This is a genomic window from Paenarthrobacter aromaticivorans, from assembly GCF_019038615.1.
Lineage (GTDB): Bacteria > Actinomycetota > Actinomycetes > Actinomycetales > Micrococcaceae > Arthrobacter > Arthrobacter aromaticivorans.
On sequence record NZ_JAHOPC010000005.1, the window covers coordinates 169,964 to 191,742 of the forward strand.

General features: G+C 62.5%; 20 protein-coding genes and 1 tRNA gene. 16 read left to right on the forward strand and 5 right to left on the reverse strand.

Features of this window, described 5'->3' with window-relative positions:
• Nucleotides 1-2 precede the first annotated feature (2 nt).
• The 15 genes from KSW38_RS10600 (at nt 3) to KSW38_RS10670 (ending at nt 14,810) form a co-directional block, all read left to right on the forward strand.
• The gene (locus tag KSW38_RS10600; protein WP_216924891.1) at nt 3-416 is read left to right on the forward strand and encodes a cytidine deaminase; all 414 of its coding nucleotides are present in this window, start codon (nt 3-5) and stop codon (nt 414-416) included.
• Nucleotides 413-1,723, forward strand: a complete 1,311-nt coding sequence (locus tag KSW38_RS10605; RefSeq protein ID WP_216924892.1) for a thymidine phosphorylase — start codon at nt 413-415, stop codon at nt 1,721-1,723. The genes KSW38_RS10600 and KSW38_RS10605 overlap by 4 nt, the downstream gene beginning before the upstream one ends.
• Nucleotides 1,724-1,734: 11 nt before the next feature.
• Nucleotides 1,735-2,403, forward strand: coding sequence for a DedA family protein (locus KSW38_RS10610; protein WP_216924893.1), 669 nt, complete (start codon nt 1,735-1,737; stop codon nt 2,401-2,403).
• 193 nt (nt 2,404-2,596) lie between these two features.
• Nucleotides 2,597-3,295: a DedA family protein gene (locus KSW38_RS10615; RefSeq protein WP_216924978.1), complete on the forward strand. Its 699-nt coding sequence runs from the start codon at nt 2,597-2,599 to the stop codon at nt 3,293-3,295.
• Between the two features lie 28 nt (nt 3,296-3,323).
• Nucleotides 3,324-4,466: an adenosine deaminase gene (locus tag KSW38_RS10620; protein ID WP_216924894.1), complete on the forward strand. Its 1,143-nt coding sequence runs from the start codon at nt 3,324-3,326 to the stop codon at nt 4,464-4,466.
• Nucleotides 4,444-5,142, forward strand: a complete 699-nt coding sequence (locus tag KSW38_RS10625; RefSeq protein WP_216924895.1) for a MazG nucleotide pyrophosphohydrolase domain-containing protein — start codon at nt 4,444-4,446, stop codon at nt 5,140-5,142. Before KSW38_RS10620 ends, KSW38_RS10625 begins: the two co-directional genes overlap by 23 nt.
• A 116-nt stretch (nt 5,143-5,258) precedes the next feature.
• A complete protein-coding gene (gene eno, locus KSW38_RS10630; protein ID WP_216924896.1) occupies nt 5,259-6,539 on the forward strand; it encodes a phosphopyruvate hydratase in 1,281 nt (426 codons plus the stop codon).
• A 180-nt stretch (nt 6,540-6,719) separates the two neighbouring features.
• Nucleotides 6,720-7,580, forward strand: coding sequence for a septum formation initiator family protein (locus tag KSW38_RS10635; RefSeq protein ID WP_216924897.1), 861 nt, complete (start codon nt 6,720-6,722; stop codon nt 7,578-7,580).
• A 68-nt stretch (nt 7,581-7,648) separates the two neighbouring features.
• Nucleotides 7,649-8,332 carry a DUF501 domain-containing protein gene (locus KSW38_RS10640; protein WP_216924979.1) on the forward strand — a complete coding sequence of 228 codons (684 nt, stop codon included), beginning with the start codon at nt 7,649-7,651 and terminating at the stop codon, nt 8,330-8,332.
• The gene (locus tag KSW38_RS10645; protein WP_216924898.1) at nt 8,329-9,285 is read left to right on the forward strand and encodes a Ppx/GppA phosphatase family protein; all 957 of its coding nucleotides are present in this window, start codon (nt 8,329-8,331) and stop codon (nt 9,283-9,285) included. Before KSW38_RS10640 ends, KSW38_RS10645 begins: the two co-directional genes overlap by 4 nt.
• A complete protein-coding gene (locus KSW38_RS10650) occupies nt 9,282-10,655 on the forward strand; it encodes a S8 family serine peptidase (RefSeq protein WP_216924899.1) in 1,374 nt (457 codons plus the stop codon). The genes KSW38_RS10645 and KSW38_RS10650 overlap by 4 nt, the downstream gene beginning before the upstream one ends.
• Before the next feature lie 38 nt (nt 10,656-10,693).
• Nucleotides 10,694-12,151, forward strand: coding sequence for an NAD(P)/FAD-dependent oxidoreductase (locus KSW38_RS10655; RefSeq protein ID WP_216924900.1), 1,458 nt, complete (start codon nt 10,694-10,696; stop codon nt 12,149-12,151).
• A 63-nt stretch (nt 12,152-12,214) separates the two neighbouring features.
• The gene (locus KSW38_RS10660) at nt 12,215-13,135 is read left to right on the forward strand and encodes an N-acetyltransferase (protein WP_216924901.1); all 921 of its coding nucleotides are present in this window, start codon (nt 12,215-12,217) and stop codon (nt 13,133-13,135) included.
• A 21-nt stretch (nt 13,136-13,156) separates the two neighbouring features.
• Nucleotides 13,157-13,230: transfer RNA gene (locus KSW38_RS10665), tRNA-Leu, on the forward strand.
• Nucleotides 13,231-13,454: 224 nt separating this feature from the next.
• On the forward strand, nt 13,455-14,810 hold the full coding sequence (locus KSW38_RS10670; protein WP_216924902.1) for an ABC transporter substrate-binding protein: 1,356 nt from the start codon (nt 13,455-13,457) through the stop codon (nt 14,808-14,810).
• Nucleotides 14,811-15,020: 210 nt separating this feature from the next.
• Here the strand turns inward: KSW38_RS10670 and KSW38_RS10675 are convergent, their stop codons facing one another.
• Genes KSW38_RS10675 through KSW38_RS10690 form a run of 4 tightly spaced genes read right to left on the reverse strand, consistent with a single transcriptional unit; the run spans nt 15,021 to nt 19,230 of the window.
• Entirely contained in the window at nt 15,021-15,791 is a 771-nt protein-coding gene (locus KSW38_RS10675) for an ABC transporter ATP-binding protein (protein WP_216924903.1), read from the reverse strand.
• A complete protein-coding gene (locus KSW38_RS10680) occupies nt 15,788-16,858 on the reverse strand; it encodes an ABC transporter ATP-binding protein (protein WP_377651602.1) in 1,071 nt (356 codons plus the stop codon). Before KSW38_RS10680 ends, KSW38_RS10675 begins: the two co-directional genes overlap by 4 nt.
• Entirely contained in the window at nt 16,855-17,823 is a 969-nt protein-coding gene (locus KSW38_RS10685) for a branched-chain amino acid ABC transporter permease (RefSeq protein WP_216924904.1), read from the reverse strand. Before KSW38_RS10685 ends, KSW38_RS10680 begins: the two co-directional genes overlap by 4 nt.
• A 9-nt stretch (nt 17,824-17,832) precedes the next feature.
• Nucleotides 17,833-19,230: a branched-chain amino acid ABC transporter permease gene (locus KSW38_RS10690; protein WP_223948361.1), complete on the reverse strand. Its 1,398-nt coding sequence runs from the start codon at nt 19,228-19,230 to the stop codon at nt 17,833-17,835.
• Nucleotides 19,231-19,508: 278 nt separating this feature from the next.
• Here KSW38_RS10690 and KSW38_RS10695 point away from each other — a divergent pair, with 278 nt between their 5' ends.
• Nucleotides 19,509-20,432, forward strand: a complete 924-nt coding sequence (locus tag KSW38_RS10695) for a Bax inhibitor-1/YccA family protein (RefSeq protein WP_216924905.1) — start codon at nt 19,509-19,511, stop codon at nt 20,430-20,432.
• 100 nt (nt 20,433-20,532) lie between these two features.
• Here the strand turns inward: KSW38_RS10695 and KSW38_RS10700 are convergent, their stop codons facing one another.
• Nucleotides 20,533-21,771 carry an acetyl-CoA C-acetyltransferase gene (locus KSW38_RS10700; RefSeq protein ID WP_216924906.1) on the reverse strand — a complete coding sequence of 413 codons (1,239 nt, stop codon included), beginning with the start codon at nt 21,769-21,771 and terminating at the stop codon, nt 20,533-20,535.
• Nucleotides 21,772-21,779: the final 8 nt, after the last annotated feature.

Consider the following 21,779-nt stretch of genomic DNA (forward strand, 5'->3'; position numbering starts at 1 on the left):
CGATGACGACTCTTCACGAAAGGCGCGTCGATTGGCATGCACTGGAAGAAGCTGCAGTACAGGCCATGGAACGGGCCTATGCCCCGTATTCCAAGTTCCCGGTGGGGGCTGCGGCCCTCACCGAGGACGGCAGGATCGTCAGCGGCTGCAACGTGGAGAACGCCAGCTATGGTCTGACCCTCTGTGCTGAATGCGCTTTGGTGGGACAACTCCACATGACCGGCGGGGGCAGGATCGCGGCTTTCTACTGCGTCGATGGCCAAGGGAACGTCCTCATGCCATGCGGGCGCTGCCGTCAGCTGCTCTTCGAGTTCCGGGCGCCCGGCATGCAGCTCATGACAACGCAGGGAATCAAATCCATGGACCAAGTGTTGCCTGACGCCTTTGGTCCCGAAAACCTGGAGGAAACCACGTGAGAAGCACTGAAGCCTTCGACGCCGTTCAGATTATTTCCATCAAACGCGACAAAGGCACGCTGACACCGGAACAGATCGACTGGACGATCGACGCCTATACACGCGGTGTTATCGCCGAGGAGCAGATGGCGGCATTGAACATGGCGATCCTGCTCAACGGCATGAACCGTGAGGAAATCTCGCGCTGGACTTCGGCGATGATCGCCTCCGGGGAGCGGATGGACTTTTCCTCGCTGACAACGCCCGACGGCGGCCGGAAGGCTACGAGCGACAAACACTCCACCGGTGGGGTGGGGGATAAGATCACGCTCCCGTTGGCCCCGCTGGTGGCGGTCTTTGGGGTGGCTGTTCCGCAGCTTTCAGGCCGCGGACTCGGCCACACTGGCGGCACCTTGGACAAGCTCGAAGCCATTCCCGGGTGGCGCGCGAACCTGAGCAATGAGGAGATCATGGCGCAGCTCCAGGACGTCGGAGCGGTCATTTGTGCTGCCGGATCCGGTCTCGCGCCGGCTGACAAGAAGCTCTACGCCCTGCGCGATGTCACGGGAACCGTCGAAGCGATCCCGCTGATTGCATCCTCGATCATGAGTAAGAAGATCGCAGAAGGCACCGGCTCGTTGGTACTGGACGTGAAGGTGGGTTCCGGTGCCTTCATGAAGGACGAGGCGCGGGCGCGGGAGCTGGCGGAGACCATGGTGGCCCTGGGGAAGGACGCGGGCGTTCACACGGTGGCACTGATGACCGACATGTCCACGCCGCTGGGCCTGACAGCAGGCAACGCCATCGAGGTGGAGGAATCGGTGGAGGTCCTTGCGGGCGGCGGTCCGGAAGACGTCGTCGAACTGACTGTCCGCTTGGCCGAGGAGATGCTGGCCGGTGCCGGCATTCACGACGCCGATCCCGCGGCCGCCCTCAAGGATGGGCGCGCCATGGATGTCTGGAACCGGATGATCGAAGCACAGGGCGGCGATCCACGCGCGGCGTTGCCGGTGGCCAAGGAATCCGAGGTGGTCTACGCGCCCGCTGATGGCGTCCTGGTGGAGCTGGATGCCCTGTCCGTGGGCGTTGCGGCATGGCGCCTCGGAGCTGGCCGCGCCCGCAAGGAGGACAAGGTCCAGGCCGGAGCCGGTGTGCGCCTTCATGCCAAACCGGGCGCACTGGTCCGGGCCGGCGAACCGTTGATGACTCTCCTGACCGATACTGCTGAGAAGTTTGAGCGGGCCAAGGAAGCGCTACAGGACGCCGTGGTGATTGCACCGGAGGGCTCACGACCAGCCCATCAGTTGATCATCGACAGGATCGCCTAGGCTTAGATCCCGTGCAGGCCATCAACGATTTCATTCTCGCCGCGGCCCAGCAGCCGTGGGTGTTGTTCCTGGTTTTGGCCTGCTGCCTGATCGATGGCTTCTTCCCACCCATTCCCAGCGAGTCCGTGGTGGTGGGCTTGAGTGCTGTCTCCGGCAGCGGAGGCTCACCCAACGTGTGGCTGCTCGCGGTCGTGGCAGCACTTGGCGCTTTCTCAGGCGACAATATTGCCTACCTGATAGGACACAGGATCGGGATCCAGCGTTGGCGTTGGATGCGAACCCAGCGTATGCAAGGAGCCTTCCGCTGGGCTGGGAAGGAACTTCGACGGAGGTCAGCCTCACTCATCATGGTGGCGCGCTTCATTCCCATCGGTCGGGTGGCGGTGAACCTGACGGCCGGTGCCACGCACTTTAACCACCGCCGCTTTATTGGGCTGACCGCAATGTCGGCCATCCTGTGGGCCAGCTATTCGGTGGTCCTGGGATACTTCTTTGGGGTCTGGTTCGAGCACAACCATCTATTGGGCGCAGTGATTGCGATTGTGGTGGCGGTGATCCTGGGCATCATCATCGACCGCATCATCAGCAAGGTCCGGGGATCGGTCCCGCTGGACCGTAAGAACATCGCTGAAGGCACAAATATCGCCGAGGAAGAAGCGCCGCCTCCACCCACGGTATGACGTGAACGACGCCGGGAGATCAGTCTGGCGGCTGACGACGGAACGCGTAGTCCACGCGTACCGTTAAGTGTGTGATCCCGAGGCTGGGGCGTAGCGAACGACGTCCCGGCCATGGGACACTAAGAGCGACTTCCGTCACAGTGTCAAGTCATATTCGCCTAGGAGCTACCGCCGCGTGGAGTTTTTGAACCAAATGCTCGAGCATGCAGCTGGGCAGCCTTGGATTTACCCGGTCCTTCTGGTCTTTTTCTTCATTGACGGATTCGCCACCATCCTTCCCAGCGAAACAGCCATCGTTGGCCTCTCGGCACTGTCCCTCCACAACGGTGAACCCAACCTGTGGATCCTCGGTGGCACGGCACTGGTGGGCGCTATGGCCGGCGACAACATGGCCTACATGCTGGGCCGCAAGATTGGCTTGAACCGCTGGAAATGGATGCGGCGCCCCAAGGTCCAGAAGATGTTTGCCTGGGCCCAGTATGAGCTGGACAAACGTGGGGCAGTCCTGATCTTCACGGCCCGCTACATTCCCTGGGGACGTGTGGCTGTGAACTACGTTGCCGGACAGACGGGGTTCCGCCACAGGACATTCTTCTTCCTGGATGCCTTTGCCTGCGTCACGTGGGTTTGCTACTCCATCGGCATCGGCATTCTCGCCGGCCAATGGGTGCACAACAACCCGCTGCTTGGCGTGGGCATTGCCGTGGCGTTCGCGGTGATCCTGGGCATTGTTGTGGACCACGTTCTTCGTTGGTGGCACAAGTACCTGGAGAAGAAGGACACGGAGAAGAAGGACCACGCCCGTGAGGCGGCAGCATCTGCGGAGGCACCCAAGGCGGACCCGCAGCGAAACGCTGTCGCCGGCGTCGACCTCTCCAAGCCTGCTGGCTAAGCACCTGCGGTCCCCCTACAGTTAGTACGTGACTGAGCCCATTGTTGATGCCGCCCCTGCCCTCGACTTCGATTTGAAGAGCCTTCCCAAGGTTTCCCTCCACGACCACCTGGACGGAGGACTGCGGCCTGCAACCATCATCGAACTGGCGCAGGCCGTCGGCCACACGCTGCCTTCCACTGATCCGGTTGCCTTGGGCGAATGGTTCCGCGAATCTGCCGACTCCGGTTCGCTGGTGCGGTACCTGGAAACGTTTGACCACACGATTGCCGTGATGCAGACCAAGGAGGGCCTGTTCCGGGTCGCGAAGGAATTCGTGGAAGACCTCGCTGAGGACGGCGTCGTTTACGGTGAAGTACGCTGGGCCCCCGAACAGCACCTGCAAAAGGGCCTGACCCTGGATGAAGTGGTGGAAGCGGTCCAGGGTGGCCTCGAAGCCGGCGTGGATGCGGCGGAAGAACGCGGCCAGCAGATTCAGGTGGGGCAACTCATCACTGCAATGCGCCACGCCGACCGCGGCCAGGAAATCGCGGAGCTGGCCGTTCGACACCGCGCCAACGGCGCTGTCGGCTTCGATATTGCAGGCGCCGAAGACGGCTTCCTGCCCTCCCGCTTCAAGGACGCCTTCACCTACCTTGCCGAGAACAACTTCCCGGCCACGGTCCACGCCGGTGAGGCCGCAGGCCTGGACAGCATCCAGTCGGCCCTCGTGGACGGACGCGCCCTCCGGCTTGGGCACGGGGTACGGATTGCCGAGGACATCACGGTGGAGTTTGAGGACAACTCCGACGACGACGGCGAGGACACCATCGGCATGGTGACACTCGGCGGCGTGGCCGCCTGGGTACGCGACCGCGGAATTCCCCTGGAAATCTGCCCGTCATCGAACCTCCAGACCGGTGCCATCTCCAGCTTCGGCGAAGGCATCGAGAGCCACCCGTTGGACATGCTTTTCCAGCTCGGCTTCAACGTCACCATCAATACGGACAACAGGCTCATGAGCGGTGTCACGCTGACGGATGAGTTCGAGCTCCTGGTGGAAACCTTCGACTACGACCTCGATGATTTGCTCGAACTGACACTCAACGCCGCAGAGGCCGCCTTCCTGCCGCTGGACGAGCGTGAAGCGTTGGTCGAGTACATCAACGATGCCTACGCCAACCTCGGCTAACGAGTCCGGAGCCGGGATTACGGAGCTGATCCGGACGATCGCGTCGCTGCGTGATCACTGCCCCTGGATGGGGGCGCTCACGCATGAATCCTTGGTGGAGTACTTGATCGAGGAAGCGTATGAGGTTGTGGACTCGATTGAGGCCGGGGAATCGCCGGCCAGGGACGAGGAGCTCCGCGGTGAGCTGGGCGATGTGCTGCTTCAAGTGGTGCTTCACGCCCGGCTTGCCGAGGAGCGCGGCAGCTTCGACTTTGATGCCGTAGCCCGCGGCATCAACGCGAAGATGGTCCGCCGCAATCCACACGTCTTCAAGCCGGACGGTTCGCTGCAGGCCACGTTCCCGGCGACGGTCGAGGAAATCGTCCTGAAGTGGGATGCCGTGAAGCGTTCCGAGAAGCCCGGCCGTGCCGATCCGTTCGAGGGAATTCCACCGCACCTACCCGCCTTGGCAGGGGCGCAAAAGTCCCTGGACCGTGCTGCCCGTGCGGGTCTGTCGATCGACGCCCAAAGCCAGGCAACCGCCGTCGGGCTTCCTGCGGTTCCAGACACCGAAGAGGCGCTGGGTGAACTGTTGCTCGCCGTCGTTGCCGGTGCCCGGGAGCAAGGGCTCGACGCCGAGCGTGCCCTGCGCGCAGCAGTTCGATCGTTTCAGAACGGGAAGGCCCAGCCTTCATGACGCGAGGAGTTTGAACCCGTTCCGTAACCTAAGCCACTCTCGACTACGCTAGTAGCGACGAGGACGTTGAGAATTTCCCTCCACATTCCTGTAATTTGCCCATAAGGAGCACATCCATGGCGCTTATCGATGCCATCCACGCCCGCGAAATCCTTGATTCCCGCGGAAACCCGACCGTAGAAGTTGAGGTCCTGCTTTCCGACGGCCAGATCGGCCGCGCAGCAGTTCCCTCCGGCGCCTCCACCGGCGAGCACGAAGCTGTTGAACTCCGCGACGGCGACAAAGGCCGTTACCTCGGAAAGGGTGTCCAGAAGGCCGTTGACGCGGTCATCGACGAGATCTCGCCGGCACTCATTGGTTTCGACGCAACGGACCAGCGCAGCATCGACCAGGCCATGATCGACCTCGATGGCACCCCGAACAAGAGCAAGCTCGGCGCCAACGCCATCCTGGGTGTTTCCCTGGCCGTTGCCAACGCAGCCGCTGCTTCCTCGGACCTGCCGCTGTACAAGTACCTCGGTGGCCCGAACGCACACGTCCTCCCGGTTCCGCTGATGAACATCCTCAACGGTGGCTCGCACGCGGACTCCGATGTTGACATCCAGGAATTCATGATCGCCCCGATCGGTGCCGAGACCTTCTCCGAAGGCCTGCGCTGGGGCGTTGAGGTCTACCACAACCTCAAGGCTGTCCTCCAGGAAAAGGGCCTCTCCACGGGCCTCGGTGACGAGGGTGGCTTCGCCCCCAACCTGCCGTCCAACCGCGCTGCGCTGGACCTGATCCAGGAAGCCATCAAGAACGCCGGCTACACCCCGGGTACGGACATCGCCCTTGCCCTGGACGTTGCATCTTCCGAGTTCTACAAGGACGGTGCTTACCAGTTCGAAGGCAAGGCACTGACCGCCTCGGAAATGAGCGCCTACTACGCCGAGCTCGTTGCCGACTACCCGCTGGTCTCCATTGAAGACCCGCTGGACGAGAACGACTGGGAAGGCTGGAAGACCCTCACCGACACCATCGGTGACAAAGTCCAGCTGGTTGGCGATGACCTCTTCGTCACCAACCCGGTCCGCCTGCAGCAGGGAATCAGCGCTGCCACGGCCAACTCCCTGCTGGTCAAGGTCAACCAGATCGGTTCCCTGACCGAGACCCTGGATGCCGTTTCCCTGGCACAGCGTTCCGGTTACACCACCATCACCTCGCACCGCTCCGGCGAAACCGAGGACACCACCATTGCTGACATCGCCGTTGCCACCAACGCGGGCCAGATCAAGACCGGTGCCCCGGCCCGCTCCGAGCGCGTCGCCAAGTACAACCAGCTCCTGCGCATCGAAGAAGAACTCGACGACGCCGCACGCTACGCCGGCCGCAGCGCGTTCCCGCGTTTCAAGGGCTAGCATTCCGCGAAAACGGCTGACCGGTGGCTATGGTGGAAAGACCATAGCCACCGGTTCTGTTTAACGCTTGCCTGCGGAGCCGCGGGCACAGCAGGACCTACGCAAGTTCCGCACACGTACGTTACGCGCAGGGCAAGCGCAGCAACCCGCCAGGCAAGCACCGGGCATTACAGGAGTGTCATGGCCACCCGTCGTCCAAAGGTTCCCAGGGCCGACGCCCTCGGAAGGCCGAACAGCGCAGGAAGGCCGAACAGCGCAGGAAGGCCGAACAGCGCAGGCACGGCCAACGGTCCGGCACGGCCCAACCCGGTGGGCACGCCAAACAGCGCAGACCCTGCCGGTGGAGACGTCATCGAGGCTGAGTTCGGCGCCTCCCGCGGCTCTGCGGAATCCTCGACGCCGAAAGCGGCCACCAGGAAGCCCTCGGCTCCCAAAACCCCGGGCAGCACGAGGTCCTCCAGCGGTTCCAAGACTCCAGGCAATACCAAGCTCCCAGCCATTAAGGCTCCAGGCAGCGGCAAGACCCCGGCCACCAAGAACAGCCCTTCAACCAAGAAGAGCCCCGCAACCAAGAACAGCCCCGCCGCGTCCACGAAAGCTTCAGACAAAGCCTCCGGCAACGGCACCCGTGATGCCCAGGATCTCGATCCTGTACCTGCCAAGGCGTTCTCGGGCAGGATGCTGGCGTTGGCTGTGGTCATGATTGCCATCACCATCATGCTCGCGCCCACGGTCCGGATTTTTCTGGAGAAGCGCGCCGAAATCTCCGCCCTGGAGGCCGAGATCGCCAGCAAGCAGGCAGAGCAGGCTGAGCTGAATAAGCAGCTTTCCCGGTGGCAGGATCCCAACTACGTGAAACAGCAGGCCCGCGACCGCATTAACATGGTTATGCCGGGTGAAACGGGTTACTGGGTATTTGGCGGGGAAGAAGCCGCCGGTACCCCTGGGGGCCGCACCGGCTCCGGCTCATCCGCAAACCCGGCAAACCTGCCCTGGGTGGATGCGCTCTGGGAGTCAATCAGACGATCGGCAACAGACTAGACGCGGTGCCCGCCGCCGTCGTGTCCTTCCAGGACATGGCCAAAAGGGCAGGAAGGTTGGCAGCGCAAGTGGAAGAGAACACGGCAGCCGTGCCGCAGGAATCCCGCCAGCCATCAGCACACGACCTCGATGTCCTCAGCCGCCAGCTGGGCAGGCCGGTGCGGGACGTGGTGGAGATTCCCGCGCGCTGTGTATGTGGGAACCCGCTCGTGGCGGCCACGGCACCCCGGCTCAGCAACGGGACTCCATTTCCCACCACGTTCTACCTGACCCACCCGGTCATCACCTCCGCAGTGTCGCGGCTGGAAGCGGGCGGAATGATGAATGAAATGAATGATCGGCTTACCGCCGATCAGGAACTTGCGGACGCGTATCTTGGCGCCCACGAGGCCTACCTGCAGGCACGCAATGACATCGCTGGACGTTCCGGGACGGGGGCCGTGCCGGAAATCGATGGGATCTCCGCCGGTGGCATGCCCACCCGCGTCAAGTGCTTGCACGTCCTGGTCGGCCACTCCTTGGCGGCCGGTCCCGGGGTCAACCCCTTGGGTGACGAAGCTTTGGACGCTATCGCAGAGTGGTGGACCAAGGACCGCTGCTACTGCGATGGCGCCTGGGACACTGCGGGCGAGGCTCCCTCGAGGGATCTTAGCCGTCACGGTCCTCAAGGATTGCCTGACATCGTAGGGCGCCCGGCGCCGGTCCGTAAACCCAAAGCCGGGTCCGGCAGCGAATTGGTGGAGGACGCATGAGCCGGGTCGCCGCCATTGACTGCGGAACCAACTCCATCCGCCTCCTCATTGCCGACGCCTCGGCGAACGGGGCGCCCGGGCCGCTGACCGACGTCGTGCGTGAAATGCGCGTGGTCCGGCTGGGACAGGGCGTAGACGCTACCGGAGAACTTGCTCCGGAGGCCCTGGAACGCACCTTCTCCGCCACCGCGGACTATGCAGCACTTATCCGTGAACACGGTGCCGCGCGCGTGCGCTTTGCCGCCACCTCGGCCACCCGCGACGCCCGGAACCGCCAGGTCTTCGTTGACGGAATCCGGGAGCTTCTGGGTGTGGAGCCCGAAGTTATCTCCGGTGATGAGGAAGCTGCGCTGTCCTTCGCAGGTGCCAGCAGCGTTTTGCCGGTCACAGGGGATGACGCGGTGCTGGTGGTTGACCTGGGTGGTGGTAGCACCGAATTCGTGCTCGGCGACGCCAATGGCGTGATTGCTGCGCGTTCGGTGGACATCGGCTGTGTGCGGTTGACCGAGCGGCACCTTCGCAGCGACCCGCCTACTGCGGCGCAGATTGCAGCAGCAGAGGCCGACGTCGACGCCGCACTTGACCTTGCTGCGCAGACCGTTCCGCTTGACCGTGCCACAGCCGTGGTTGGCGTCGCGGGTTCCATCACCACCATCACTGCGCACGCCCTGGGCCTGAGCGAGTACCAGCCGGACCGGATCCACGGCGCCTATCTCGATATTGAAACCATTAGCGACGCGTGCACCAGCCTGCTGGAGATGACCCGCGACGAACGGGCCGTTCTTCCCTACATGCATCCAGGCCGCGTGGACGTCATTGGAGCTGGAGCCTTGGTGTGGCGGCGAATCCTGGAAAGGCTTGCCGCCGTGGGCAACGGTTCCATCAGCGGTGCAATTTCCAGCGAGCATGACATCCTGGATGGGATTGCCCTGAGTATCCGGGACTCCGTATGACCCTGCGATGCCACCGCCTGTTTTCTGCTGCCCTGGCCACGATGCTGGCCGGGGGAGCGCTGGCCGGTGCGCTGTTGACTGCGCCGGCAGCGGTGGCGGACGCCTGGCGGGACAAGGAGTACTGGCTTAAGGAATCGGGAATCACGAATGCCTGGCAGGTCTCCAAGGGAGCAGGTGTCAAGGTCGCCATCATCGATAGCGGAATTGACGGGAACCACCCTGACCTGAAGGGCGTCGTGGTGGGCGGAACGGACGTTTCCGGAGCCGGAGCGCCCAACGGACAGAAAAGCATAGGCGCCAAGACAGAGCACGGAACCCTTGTGGCCACCATGCTGGCCGGGCGCGGACACACCACGCCCACAGCTTCCCCGTCGCCCTCAGCCTCGCCCACCGTTCCTCCTGCCGGAGGACCGGACGGGATCATCGGCGTCGCGCCTGAGGCGGAGATCCTGGCAGTATCCACTTGGCTGGGGTCACCGAACCCGGGAGGCAAGACGGACCAGGAGCAGATTCCAGACGCCGTGCGCTGGGCCGTGGACAATGGCGCGAAGGTCATCAATATTTCCCTGGGCAGCACCTCACCGGTTTGGCCTCAAAGTTGGGATGCGGCCTTCCTGTATGCCGAGCAAAAGGATGTGGTGATCGTCGCCGCCGCGGGCAACCGGGTGGGTGGCAACGTGCAGGTTGGAGCTCCTGCCACCATCCCCGGTGTGCTCACCGTGGCAGGGCTCGACGGCGATGGCCGGGCCAGCGTCGACTCCTCCTCCCAAGGGATCAGCATTGGCGTTGCAGCACCGGCAGAAGACCTCCTTGGCGGCCTTCCCGGCGGCGGATACGCGCAATGGGCTGGAACTTCCGGGTCCGCGCCCATCGTTTCCGGCGTGGCCGCGCTCATCCGGTCCAAGTGGCCTGACATGAGTGCGAAGCAGGTCATCAACAGGATTGTGAGCACGGCCAAGGACGCCGGCGCCCCTGGCAAGGACCCCCTTTACGGCTACGGTGTGCTCAACGCAGAGGCAGCGCTGAAGGATGAGGTAGAGACCACAAGCACCAACCCGCTCGGATCGATCGCGGATTGGATCCGCGTCCACCGGCGAGGCGACTTCAGCACCCCCTCCGAGGCTCCTGTGGCCAGTCCTACAAGCGCGGCACCCACCCTGGCAGATCCGACCGTTCCCGTCGCCGCCACTCCTGCACATGTTGATGACGCCCTTCCGGCTGCCGTCGTGCTCGGGTTCGGCGGCATTTTTGCAGTGATCGTTGTGGGCGCTTTCATTCAGCTGCGCAGGGTCGCCAAGAACCCTTCCACTGCTGGGGAAGAGGCAGAAACGGGAACGTTGGAAGCGGTGGATCCGCCCACCCGGAAGTAGCTAGTGAAGATTTTCACAAAGTGCTGTACTCTGGTTTCATGGCAACCACCCCAGAGCTCATTGACCGTCCCCGGGTTCTCGTCGTCGGCGGCGGCTACGTCGGCCTGTACGTAGCCCTTAAATTGCAGAAGAAGATCGCGAACGCAGGTGGCATCGTCACCGTCGTAGATCCACTGCCCTACATGACTTACCAGCCGTTCCTCCCCGAGGTCGCTGGTGGCAACATCGAGGCACGCCACGCCGTTGTCTCCCACCGTCAGCACCTCAAGCAGACCGAGCTCATCCAGGGCCGCGTCACCAGCATCGACCACGCCAACCGCACCGCGGTTGTGGCTCCGGCCAATGGTGAAGCTACCTTCGAGATTCCGTACTTCGACGTCGTCATCGCAGCTGGTGCCATCACCCGCACATTCCCGATCAAGGGCCTCGCTGACAAGGGCATCGGCCTGAAGACCATTGAGGAAGCCGTAGCCCTGCGCAACAAGGTCCTGGAGCGCATCGAAGCCGCCTCCACCATGACGGACCCCGCAGAGCGCGCCAAGGCCCTCACTTTCGTGGTTGTCGGTGGCGGTTTTGCCGGCATCGAATGCCTCACCGAAATGGAAGACCTCGCCCGCGCCGCGGTCAAGAACAACCCGCGTGTCCGCCAGGAAGAAGTCCGCTTCATCCTCGTTGAGGCCATGGGCCGCATCATGCCCGAGGTCACCGCATCCCAGGCCGAGTGGGTCGTAGAGCACCTGCGTAGCCGCGATATCGAGGTCCTCCTCAACACCTCCCTGGACAGCGCTGAAGGCAACCTCAAGCTGATCAACCTCCCGGACAAGACGTCCGCCGGTGAAGTTGAAGCTGACACCCTCGTGTGGGCTGCCGGTGTGCAGGCCAACCCGATGATCCGTTCAACGGACTTCCCGCTGGAACCGCGCGGCCGTGTCCGCGTCCTCCCGGACCTCCGTATTGCCGGCGACGAAGGCATCGTCGAGAACGCCTGGGCAGCCGGCGACATCGCCGCTGTTCCGGACCTCACGGGCAAGGGCTTGCCGGACGGTACTTGCGTCCCCAACGCCCAGCACGCGCTCCGCCAGGCGAAGAAGCTCGCCAAGAACCTCTGGGCTTCCCGCTGGGACAAGCCGCTGCACGACTACAAGCACAAGAACCTTGGTGCTGTGGCCGGCTTCGGCGAGTGGAAGGGTGTTGCCAACATCAACCTGCTGGGCCGCATCGGCCTCAAGGGCGGCCTCGCCTGGCTGGCACACCGTGGCTACCACGGCATGGCCATGCCCACGGTTGAGCGCAAGTTCCGCGTGATCTTCGGCTGGATCCTGGCCTTCTTCGCAGGCCGCGACACCACGCAGCTGATTGACCTGGACAACCCGCGTGGCGCTTTCGTTGCGGCTGCAACCCCGGCCCCCAAGCCGGCTGCTGCACCTGCTCCCGCGCCTGTTGTTGCGGAAAAGCCTGCCGAGGACAAGACTCCGGTATCGGCTGACGCCAAGTAGTACGCACGTCCGACGATGGCTGCTCCCCTGAGGGGAGTGGCCGTCGTCGCTTAAGCTGTTGCCATGCCTGGCGAAACCGATCTGAAGACCCTTCTGGAGTCCCTGCATCCCGTCATTAGGGATGGTGACTACGTGTACGCGCTTTGGCCGCATGGCAGGCCGCTGGAAGGCGACATCGAGGCCGCCGTCCGTGAGGCCGAAGGTTTGACTGTGGTGATGCGGCGGGACGAGGCGGACAGGCTTGGCCTCGCCTACGATTTCGTGGCTTCCTGGATCACGCTCCAGATTCATTCAGCATTGGAAGCGGTGGGTTTGACGGCCGCCGTGAGTGCGGCACTGACGCACGCAGGCATCAGCTGCAACGTTCTGGCGGGCTTTCATCATGACCACTTGCTGGTCCCGGTAGCGGACGCCGACCGCGCGTTGGACGTTCTGCGTTTGCTGGCCCGGGGACTGGTACTGCGGACGGAGCGGCTAGAAGACCGTCCTGAAATCCTGGAACTGACGGCACGTGCCTTTTCAGTGTCTCCGGTGACCGGTCAGCCGGTTGAGGGGACTCCCTTGGAGGTTGGCTTGCTGCGTGAGCTCTTCGAGTGCGACGAGTACATTCCCGAGTTGAGCATCGTAGCTGAGATTGGCGGGGACATTGTTGGCCACGCCATCAGCACCCGCGGCTGGATCGGCGACCTGGAGCTAGTGGGGTTGGGTCCTATCGGCGTGCTTCCCCAGTTTCAGCGACGCGGCATCGGCTCGGCCCTCATGCGCGAGACCGCCTCGCGCGCCACGGCGGCAGGGGTGCCTGCCATTGCTTTGTTGGGCAGCCCCCTTTACTACCCGCGCTTCGGCTATGTGCCGGCCACTTCCTTGGGTGTGGAACCGCCCGAGACAGCCTGGGGCGATCACTTCCAGTTGCTGCCATTACCGGCATGGCCCGACGGCGTCCGGGGAACCTTTCGCTACGCGGCGCCATTCGAACGCGTGTAGCTGGGATACCATGGTGCGGGCGCCCCAGTAGCCCAATTGGCAGAGGCAGCGGACTTAAAATCCGCGTGTTGTGGGTTCGAGTCCCACCTGGGGCACAAGGATGGAAGGGGAGGAGGATTCCTCCCCTTCCATTTGTCGGCTATCCTTCAGGGACTTTTCCCAGCAGGCTCGTAGATTCCCCACAGGCAACGAGTGTTATAGGGATGTGACCTGAATCACTTATCTTCCCGGATCAATTGCACTAGTTTGAGTCTTAATCAGGAACACCTGAGTTATCGCATCAAAGGCAGTTCGCACCTTTCGATCGAGGAGACAACGAATGTTTGATCTTTCCCAAGCGGCGCCCCGAGCCGCCAAGCTTACAGCGCTTGGCATTGGGGTTGCCCTCCTGGCCACAGCTTGTGGTGGGTCCTCCACGCCGAGCCAGACCGGGTCCAGTTCCGCCGCCGCCGCAGGCATCTCCTGCCCGGCTCCGAGTGCAGGGGCGGGAGCCGGCAACAGCCAGGCTGCTACCAACACGGGACCCGTACCTCCCTCGACCACCACTACCGCCACTCCTCTGAAACTTGGATCGCTGCTGCCGACGACGGGGTCGCTCGCGTTCCTCGGCCCACCCGAAATTGCTGGCGTCAACCTCGGTATCAAGGAAGTCAACGATGCTGGTGGCGTCCTGGGTGCTCCGGTTTCGGTGGTGCACCGTGACTCCGGTGATACCAAGACCGACATCGCAACCCAGTCCACCACCGCCCTGCTGGGCCAGGGCGTAAGCGCAATTATTGGTGCAGCCTCGTCCGGTGTTTCCAAGACGGTCATCAACCAGATCACCGGCGCTGGAGTCATCCAGTTCTCACCTGCGAACACGTCCCCTGACTTCACCACCTGGGACGACAAGGGCCTGTACTGGCGTACCGCCCCCTCTGACGTCCTGCAGGGCAAGGTCCTGGGCAACTACATGGCTACCTGTGGCGCCCAGACTGTTGGCATGATCGTCCTCAACGACGCCTACGGCACCGGCCTGCAGAAGAACGTCAAGGAGGCCTTCGAGGCCGCTGGCGGCAAGGTTGTTGCCGAGGAGCTCTTCAACGAAGGTGACTCGCAGTTCAGCAGCCAGGTGGACAAGGTCATTGCCGCCAAGCCCGACGCCATCGCACTGATCACCTTCGACCAGGCAAAGAGCATCGTCCCACTGATCACCGGCAAGGGAATCAAGCCCACGCAGCTGTTCATGGTTGATGGCAACACCTCGGACTACAGCAAGGACTTCCAGGCCGGCACCTTGAAGGGCGCACAGGGAACCATCCCCGGTACGTTCGCCAAGGACGCCTTCAAGCAGAAGCTCCTCGCCATCGATCCGGCCCTGAAGGATTACAGCTACGCAGGCGAGTCCTACGACGCCGTAAACCTGATCTCGCTGGCCTCCGAAGCGGCCAAGAGCACCAAGGGCACTGACATTGCAGCCAAGCTGAAGGACGTCTCTGAAGGCGGCGAGAAGTGCACCGACTTCGCCTCCTGCGTGACCCTGCTTCGCCAGGGCAAGGATATCGACTATGACGGCCAGTCGGGTCCGGTAACGTTCTCCGACGCCGGTGACCCCACCGAGGCTTACATCGGTATCTACGAATACCAGGACAACAACACCTACAAGCCGGTCCGTGAAGAGTTCGGCAAGCTCTAAGCCAAATCCTGACTAGACCGCAAACAGAACAGGTCCCCTTCCTCTCCAGGAAGGGGACCTGTTCTTGTTTTACGTGGGTGTTTTGTGGGGCCTGGTGTGCGTGTCTGGGGCTGGGTTTGGGGCGCGGAGTGGGCCTGGCAACGGGTTGCCGGAAAACGACGGAGGGCCTTGGGTATACCCAAGGCCCTCCGAGCGTGCGTGATGCGGCTTCTAGACCTCGTCGGCCAGGGTTCCGAGGTACAGCTGGATAACCTTGGGGTCCTTCATGAGCTCGCGTCCAGTGCCCGTGTAGGCGTCCTTCCCTTGGTCCAAGACATAGCCGCGGTCGCAGATCTGCAGGCAACGGCGGGCGTTCTGTTCCACCATGATGACCGAGACGCCGGCGCGGTTGATCTCGTGGACCCGAAGGAACGTCTCGTCCTGCTTGACGGGGGAGAGACCCGCCGATGGCTCATCGAGCAGGAGCACCGCGGGGTCCATCATGAGTGCCCGCCCCATGGCTACCATCTGGCGTTCACCGCCCGAGAGGGAACCTGCTCGCTGGGCACGTCGCTTGGCCAGTTCAGGGAAGAGGCTGGCAACGAAGTCGAAGCGCTCGGCGAACGCCTTGGGCCGCTGGAACATGCCCATCTGGAGGTTTTCTTCGATGGTGAGGGTGGCGAAGACGTTGTTGGTCTGGGGGACAAAGCCAACGCCCTGGGTGACAAGCTTATTGGCCTTCAAACCGGTGAGATCCTGACCCCTGACCACCACGGTTCCGGAGTGGACCTTGACCAGGCCGAACATCGCCTTCAGCAGGGTGGACTTACCGGCGCCGTTGGGACCGATAATTCCGATCAATTCACCCTTGCGGGCCTCGATGGAGCAACCGTTGAGGATATTGACGCCAGGAATGTAGCCCGCCACCAGGTTGGTGACTTTGACGACTGAATCGCTTGCCGGGGCATCCGCTGAGGCGGGCATTGCGCTGGTGCTGCTCATTTCCCGTCCTCCTTGGTTTCTACGATCTCGGACAGGATGCCTGCGTCTTCTGTTCCCACCACCGACTCTTCGTCAGCCTCAAGTTCTGCCTCGAGTTCCTTGATGCCTTCTGCGTCGCCGAGGTCGACGTCGTGGTGTGCTCCAAGGTAAGCATCGATCACGGCAGGGTTCTTCATGACTTCCCCGGGAGGACCTTCGGCCACGATCTTTCCTTCTGCCATGACGACCACCCAGTCTGCGATGTGGCGCACCATGTTCATGTCGTGCTCCACGAACAGGACTGTCATGCCTTCAGCCTTGAGGTTCTTGATGTGGTCCAGGAGGGACTGGGTCAGTGCAGGGTTCACACCGGCCATGGGCTCGTCGAGCATGACCAGCTTGGGCCGGACCATGAGGGAACGTGCCATCTCCAGGAGCTTGCGCTGGCCGCCGGAGAGGGAAGCGGCGTAGTCATCCTTCTTGGCGTCCAGCTTGAACTTCTCCAAGAGCACGTGCGCCTGTGCCGTGATCTCCTTCTCGCGGCCACCCCAGATGCCCTTGAACAGGGCCTTGGAGAGACGCTCGCCCGGCTGGTCGGCGGCACCAAGCCGCATGTTTTCCATGACTGTCAGCTTGCCCATGACCTTAGTCAGCTGGAATGTCCGCACCATGCCCATGCGCGCCACTTTGTAGGACGAGACACCGGCAATGCTGTTTCCTTCGAACTGCCACTTGCCCGTGTTTGGCGTGTCGAAGCCGGTGAGCAGGTTGAACAGGGTTGTCTTGCCGGCACCGTTTGGCCCGATCAATGCCGTGATCTTGTGTCGGGGGATCTCCAGGTATTCCACGTCCACGGCGTTGATGCCACCGAAGGAACGGGTGACGTTTTCGGCTACGACGATCGGATCGCGCTTCTTGCAGCCCGGGGTGTTTTCCCCGACCGCAATGGGACGCGAATCGGTCATGTAGTCGATGCCTGCCTCGTCGGACGGGATGGCGCCGTAGACAGAACTGCCGGTGCTGCCTGTGTTGGACGGGCCAGCCGGATTGATTGGGTTGTTGCTGTTTGGTTCGTTGGTCTCACTCATGCGAAAGCAAGCTCCTTCTTATTGCCGAAGACGCCTTGCGGGCGGAAGATCATCAGGAGCATCAGTGCCACACCAACCAGGATGTAGCGCAGCTGGCCGGCCTGAACGGTGGTCAGCCAGGTGATGACTCCGGATTCGATGAGCCCATAAAGCAGGCTCTGCGTCAGCGAGAGCACTACCCAGAAGATCATGGCTCCGATCACCGGGCCCAGGACGGTTGCCATGCCACCGAGCAGGAGACAGGTCCAGAGGAAGAACGTGAGCTCTGTGCCGTAGTTGGAGGGTTGGACAGCGCCGCGGGGGAGGGTGAAGATCATGCCTGCAAGTGCACCCAGGATGCCGCCAATGATGAGGGCCTGCATCTTGTAGGAGTACACATTCTTGCCGAGCGACCGCACGGCGTTCTCGTCTTCACGGATGCCCTTCAGGACGCGGCCCCAAGGGCTGCGCATCAGCAGCCAGACCAGCAGGCAGCAGATGATGACCAGGCCCCACCCGACAACGCGGATGAAGAAGTCACGGTTGTTCATGCCCATGTATGACCCCTCGGGGAAGGGGTTCATGGAATAGAAACCACCCTCGAACGCGGCCAGGCCGTTTGCCGAACCCGTAACGCTGGTGAGCTGGTTGGTAGTGACGACGTAACGCACGATTTCCGCTGCTGCGATCGTGACGATAGCGAGGTAGTCCGCCCTCAAGCGGAGTGTCGGAATACCCAGGATGAAGGCGAAGATCACCGAACACAGGACCGCGATCAGCAGGCCGATGAAGAACGGGGTCTTGAAGGTCAGCGTGGAGATGGCGAAACCGTAGGCTCCCACTGCCATGAATCCGGCCTGGCCGAAGTTCAACAGGCCGGAGTAGCCGAAGTGGACGGCGAGGCCCAAAGCAGCAAGTGCGTAGGCCGCCGTCGTCGGGCTGAACAATTCGCCAAGGGCGCTGGAAAGAATAAATCCGAAGTCCATGGCCCGCTCCTAACCCACACGCTCACGCCGGCCGAGGATACCCTGCGGTCGGAACAGAAGAACAACAATCATGATGAACAAAGCGCCAACGTACTTGAGGTCGGCGGGGAGGCCAAAGACAGTGGTCAGCTCCACGAAGATACCGACGACGATAGAACCGATCAGGGCACCGAAGACGGTTCCCAGACCACCGAGCGTCACGCCGGCGAAGATGAGCAGCAGGATTTGCGAGCCCATGTCGAAGGTCACCCCGGGCCGGTAGTAGGCCCACAGGATGCCACCGAGGGAAGCGAGGACGCCGCCAACAATCCATACCAGCCGGATAACGGAGTCGACGTCGATGCCCGAAGCAGCCGCCAAAGCAGGATTGTCTGCCACCGCGCGGGTTGCTTTACCGAGACGGGTCTTCAGCAGGACGATGCCGATCAGGGCAATCACCACGGCACTGATCAACAGGGACCAGAGGTTGTTCGGAGAGATGGAGATGGGCCCGATCTGGACCTCTGCGCTTTGGGCTCCGGGCAGCTGTTGGGTGGCGCCGCCGAAGAAGAACTGGATGACGTAGCGGATAGCCAGGGCAAGGCCGATGCTGACAATCATCATGGGCACCAGGCCCGAGCCGCGCCGCCGCAGGGGCCGCCAGAGTCCGGCATCCTGGACATACCCGAAGAGTCCGCCGCCGATCAGCGACAGCAGGATGGCCAGCCAGAACGGCAAGCCAAATCCGTTGAACATGAAGACCAGGACAGCGCCCAAGGTCACCATCTCACCGTGGGCGAAGTTGGTGAGGCCTGTGGTGCCGAAGATGAGGGACAAGCCCACGGCGGCAAGTGCCAGCAGCAGGCCGAAGCTCAGTCCCGCAACCAAGCGGTTGAGGAGGTTTTGGCCGAAGTCCTGTTGCTGGACGACGATGCCCTTGCCGAAAGCGAAGATCACCGACAGGTTGGACGTCTGGTTGAACGTGACATCGCGCGGATTCTCCTGGCCATCGGCCAGCTTGATGCCCTCCGGCAAGGTGGAGGTATCAAGCTCAACTCTGTACGTGCCCTGCACGGGGACACCTATGCTCCAGGCGCCGTTTGCTCCGGAGGTGGCTTCCCCTTCAAATCCGTTGCCCGAGGCCTTGATCTTCACACCCGGTATGGGGGCGCGGGCATCGTCGCGGAGGAAGCCGCTGATATTGTTCTGGAAATTCGTTGGGGATGGCGAAGGCGAGGGGGTGGTAGCCTCCGCCGAGGGGGCGGCGATCAACAGGGTGGCAATGAGGGCTGCGAAGAACGCCCCCACGGCTCTCTGCAGTCCCTTGGACCGTCTCATGGACGGGTCGCGCAGTGTGCTTCTCAAAATGGAAACCTCCACAGTGGGGGTGGTCCCGGCTGCGCCATTGCAGCCGGTGCGAACGGTCATGGGGCTTGTGAACAGTTCTTGCCTAGCTGCCTCGATTGTGATCTAAGTCACCCATGTGTGGCCTATGTTACCGCTCAGTGCGGCTAAAAAATGCACCGCATAGAGGTCAGAAGATAGCGATCGGATAACAACTGTGAAGCTATAGGCAACAAGCAATCTCCCACATTCGTGTCACGGTTGAGTTTCGTCTGGGTGAACAAGGGAACTTTCTGTCCCCTGGGCGCGTGGTAATTGGTACCGTGAATTATCACTCAGCCCTTTTCAGGAGGACACCCGCAATGGCACTTGGCGGAAACCCTATCTTCAACGGAAAGAATTTCCGTGGAGCCAAACAGGCACCGCCTGTTCCGCAAAATCCGTATTCCAACCCGTACGGCCAGCAGTTTAACCAGGCACCTGGCCGCGCGCCTGGACAGGTCCTCGACGCGCAGTCCGCTTGGTCCGCCTCGCAGCAGAACATGACCAACGAACAACTGCAGCAGATGTACAACCAGCCTGCAGCAGGACCCGCCGACACCGGGCGGATGACCTACGACGACGTCATCATGAAGACCGTCGCCTGCCTCGTTGCCCTGGTCGTCGGCGCCGGCATCACGCTCTTTGTAGCTCCGGCCCTGTCCACCATGCTCATGATCGTCGGTGCACTGGGCGGTTTCGTCCTGGCACTGGTCAATACCTTCAAGAAGCAGCCTTCTCCGGCACTCATTCTGGCGTATGCGGGCCTTGAAGGACTCTTCCTCGGTGGCCTGACCCGGATTCTTGACGGAATGTTCCCCGGCGTCGGCCTCCAAGCGGTCATCGGCACTCTGGCCGTCTTCGGCGTTACGCTGATGCTCTTCAAGAGCGGTAAGGTCCGCGCAACGCCCAAGATGGTGCGCTTCTTCATGATCGCCACCATCGGCTACGCGGTCTTTGCGCTGATCAACCTCGTCATGATGTGGACTGGTGCGGTCCAGGAACCGTTCGGCCTGCGCACGAGTATCACGATTGCAGGCATCCCGCTGGGTGTCTTCATTGGCATCCTGGCGATTGGCCTGGCAGCCTTCTCGCTCATCATGGACTTCACCAGCATCGAAGAAGGCGTCCGTGCCGGCGCCCCTGAGCGCTACTCGTGGATCGCTGCCTTCGGCCTGACCGTCACCCTGGTTTGGCTCTACGTCGAAATCATTCGGCTTCTGGCGATTTTGCGCGGCGACGACTAAGTCCGCCCGAGTTCAGGAAAATGCCCCCGAATTACTTCGGGGGCATTTTTCTTTAAACGACAGGCTTGGTTTAAGCAGTGGGCGCGGCCCCAATCAGGCCTCAACTCAGGCGTTCGAAAACAACAGCCATTCCTTGGCCGCCTCCCACGCACAACGTGGCCAGGCCAAGGGTTCCGTCGCGTTCCTTCAGGCCATTGAGGAGCGTGGTGGTCATGCGCGCTCCGGTCATGCCAAAGGGGTGCCCCAGGGCAATCGCGCCGCCGTGGACGTTGAGCTTCTGTGGGTCGATGCCCAGTTCACGGGCGCTGGCAACCACTTGGACCGCAAAGGCTTCGTTGAGCTCCACGAGGTCGATGTCGTCAATCGTCAGTCCTGCCAGCGCCAACGCCCGCCGCGTTGACTCAACTGGCCCCATGCCCATGAGTTCGGGGGAAAGGGCGGAAACGGCGGTGGAGACAACGCGCGCCAGCGGTTGTAGTCCAAGCTCCCGCGCACGGGAGTCACTCATGACCAGGACGGCGGCGGCGCCATCGTTCAGTGGGCACGCATTGCCCGCGGTCACTGTACCTTGGGGCCGGAAAACGGGTTCCAGGGCGGATACAGCTTCCAAGGTCACTCCTGCCCTCGGGGAGTCATCCCGCTCAACCAGGGTGCCGTCCTTGCGCGTGTACGGCGTGATTTCGCGGGCGTAGAAACCCGAGGCGATGGCCGCTTCGGCGCGATTCTGACTCAGCACGCCCCACTCGTCCTGCTCCGCCCGGCCGATTCCGTAACTTGTGGCAACATTCTCGGCTGTCTGGCCCATGGCGATATAGACATCGGGAAGTCGCCCGCCAAGCCGCGGATCCGTCCAGGGAATGTTCGACGCCGCCCGGGCGGCTGACCGCTGGCCTGCTGATTCGAAGAGCGGGTTGTGGTTGCCGGCGTCGGTCTGTCCGGCCCCTGCCCAATTCTGGTATCTCGAGACACTTTCGACGCCGGCTGAGATGATCGCGTTTGCTTCACCGGCTTTGATGGCGTGGAATGCCATACGAAGAGTCTGGAGGCTGGAAGCGCAGAACCGGTTGATGGTCGCCGCCGGAACGCGGTCCAGGCCTGCAAGGACAGCGACGACGCGGGCCATGTTGGAGCCCGCTTCGCCACTGGGTTCGGCGCATCCCAGCAGGATGTCATCAAGGCCGCCTCCATCTTCGGCGGCAGGATCGAAACCCGGAACTTTCGCGAGTGCGGCCTGCACCATGGCGGTGGCAAGGTCGTCGGGGCGTTCGTCCTTGAGGGAGCCTTTGAAGGCCCGCCCGATTGGACTTCTGGCAGTGGAAACGATGACAGCCTCAGTCATGGCCCCAG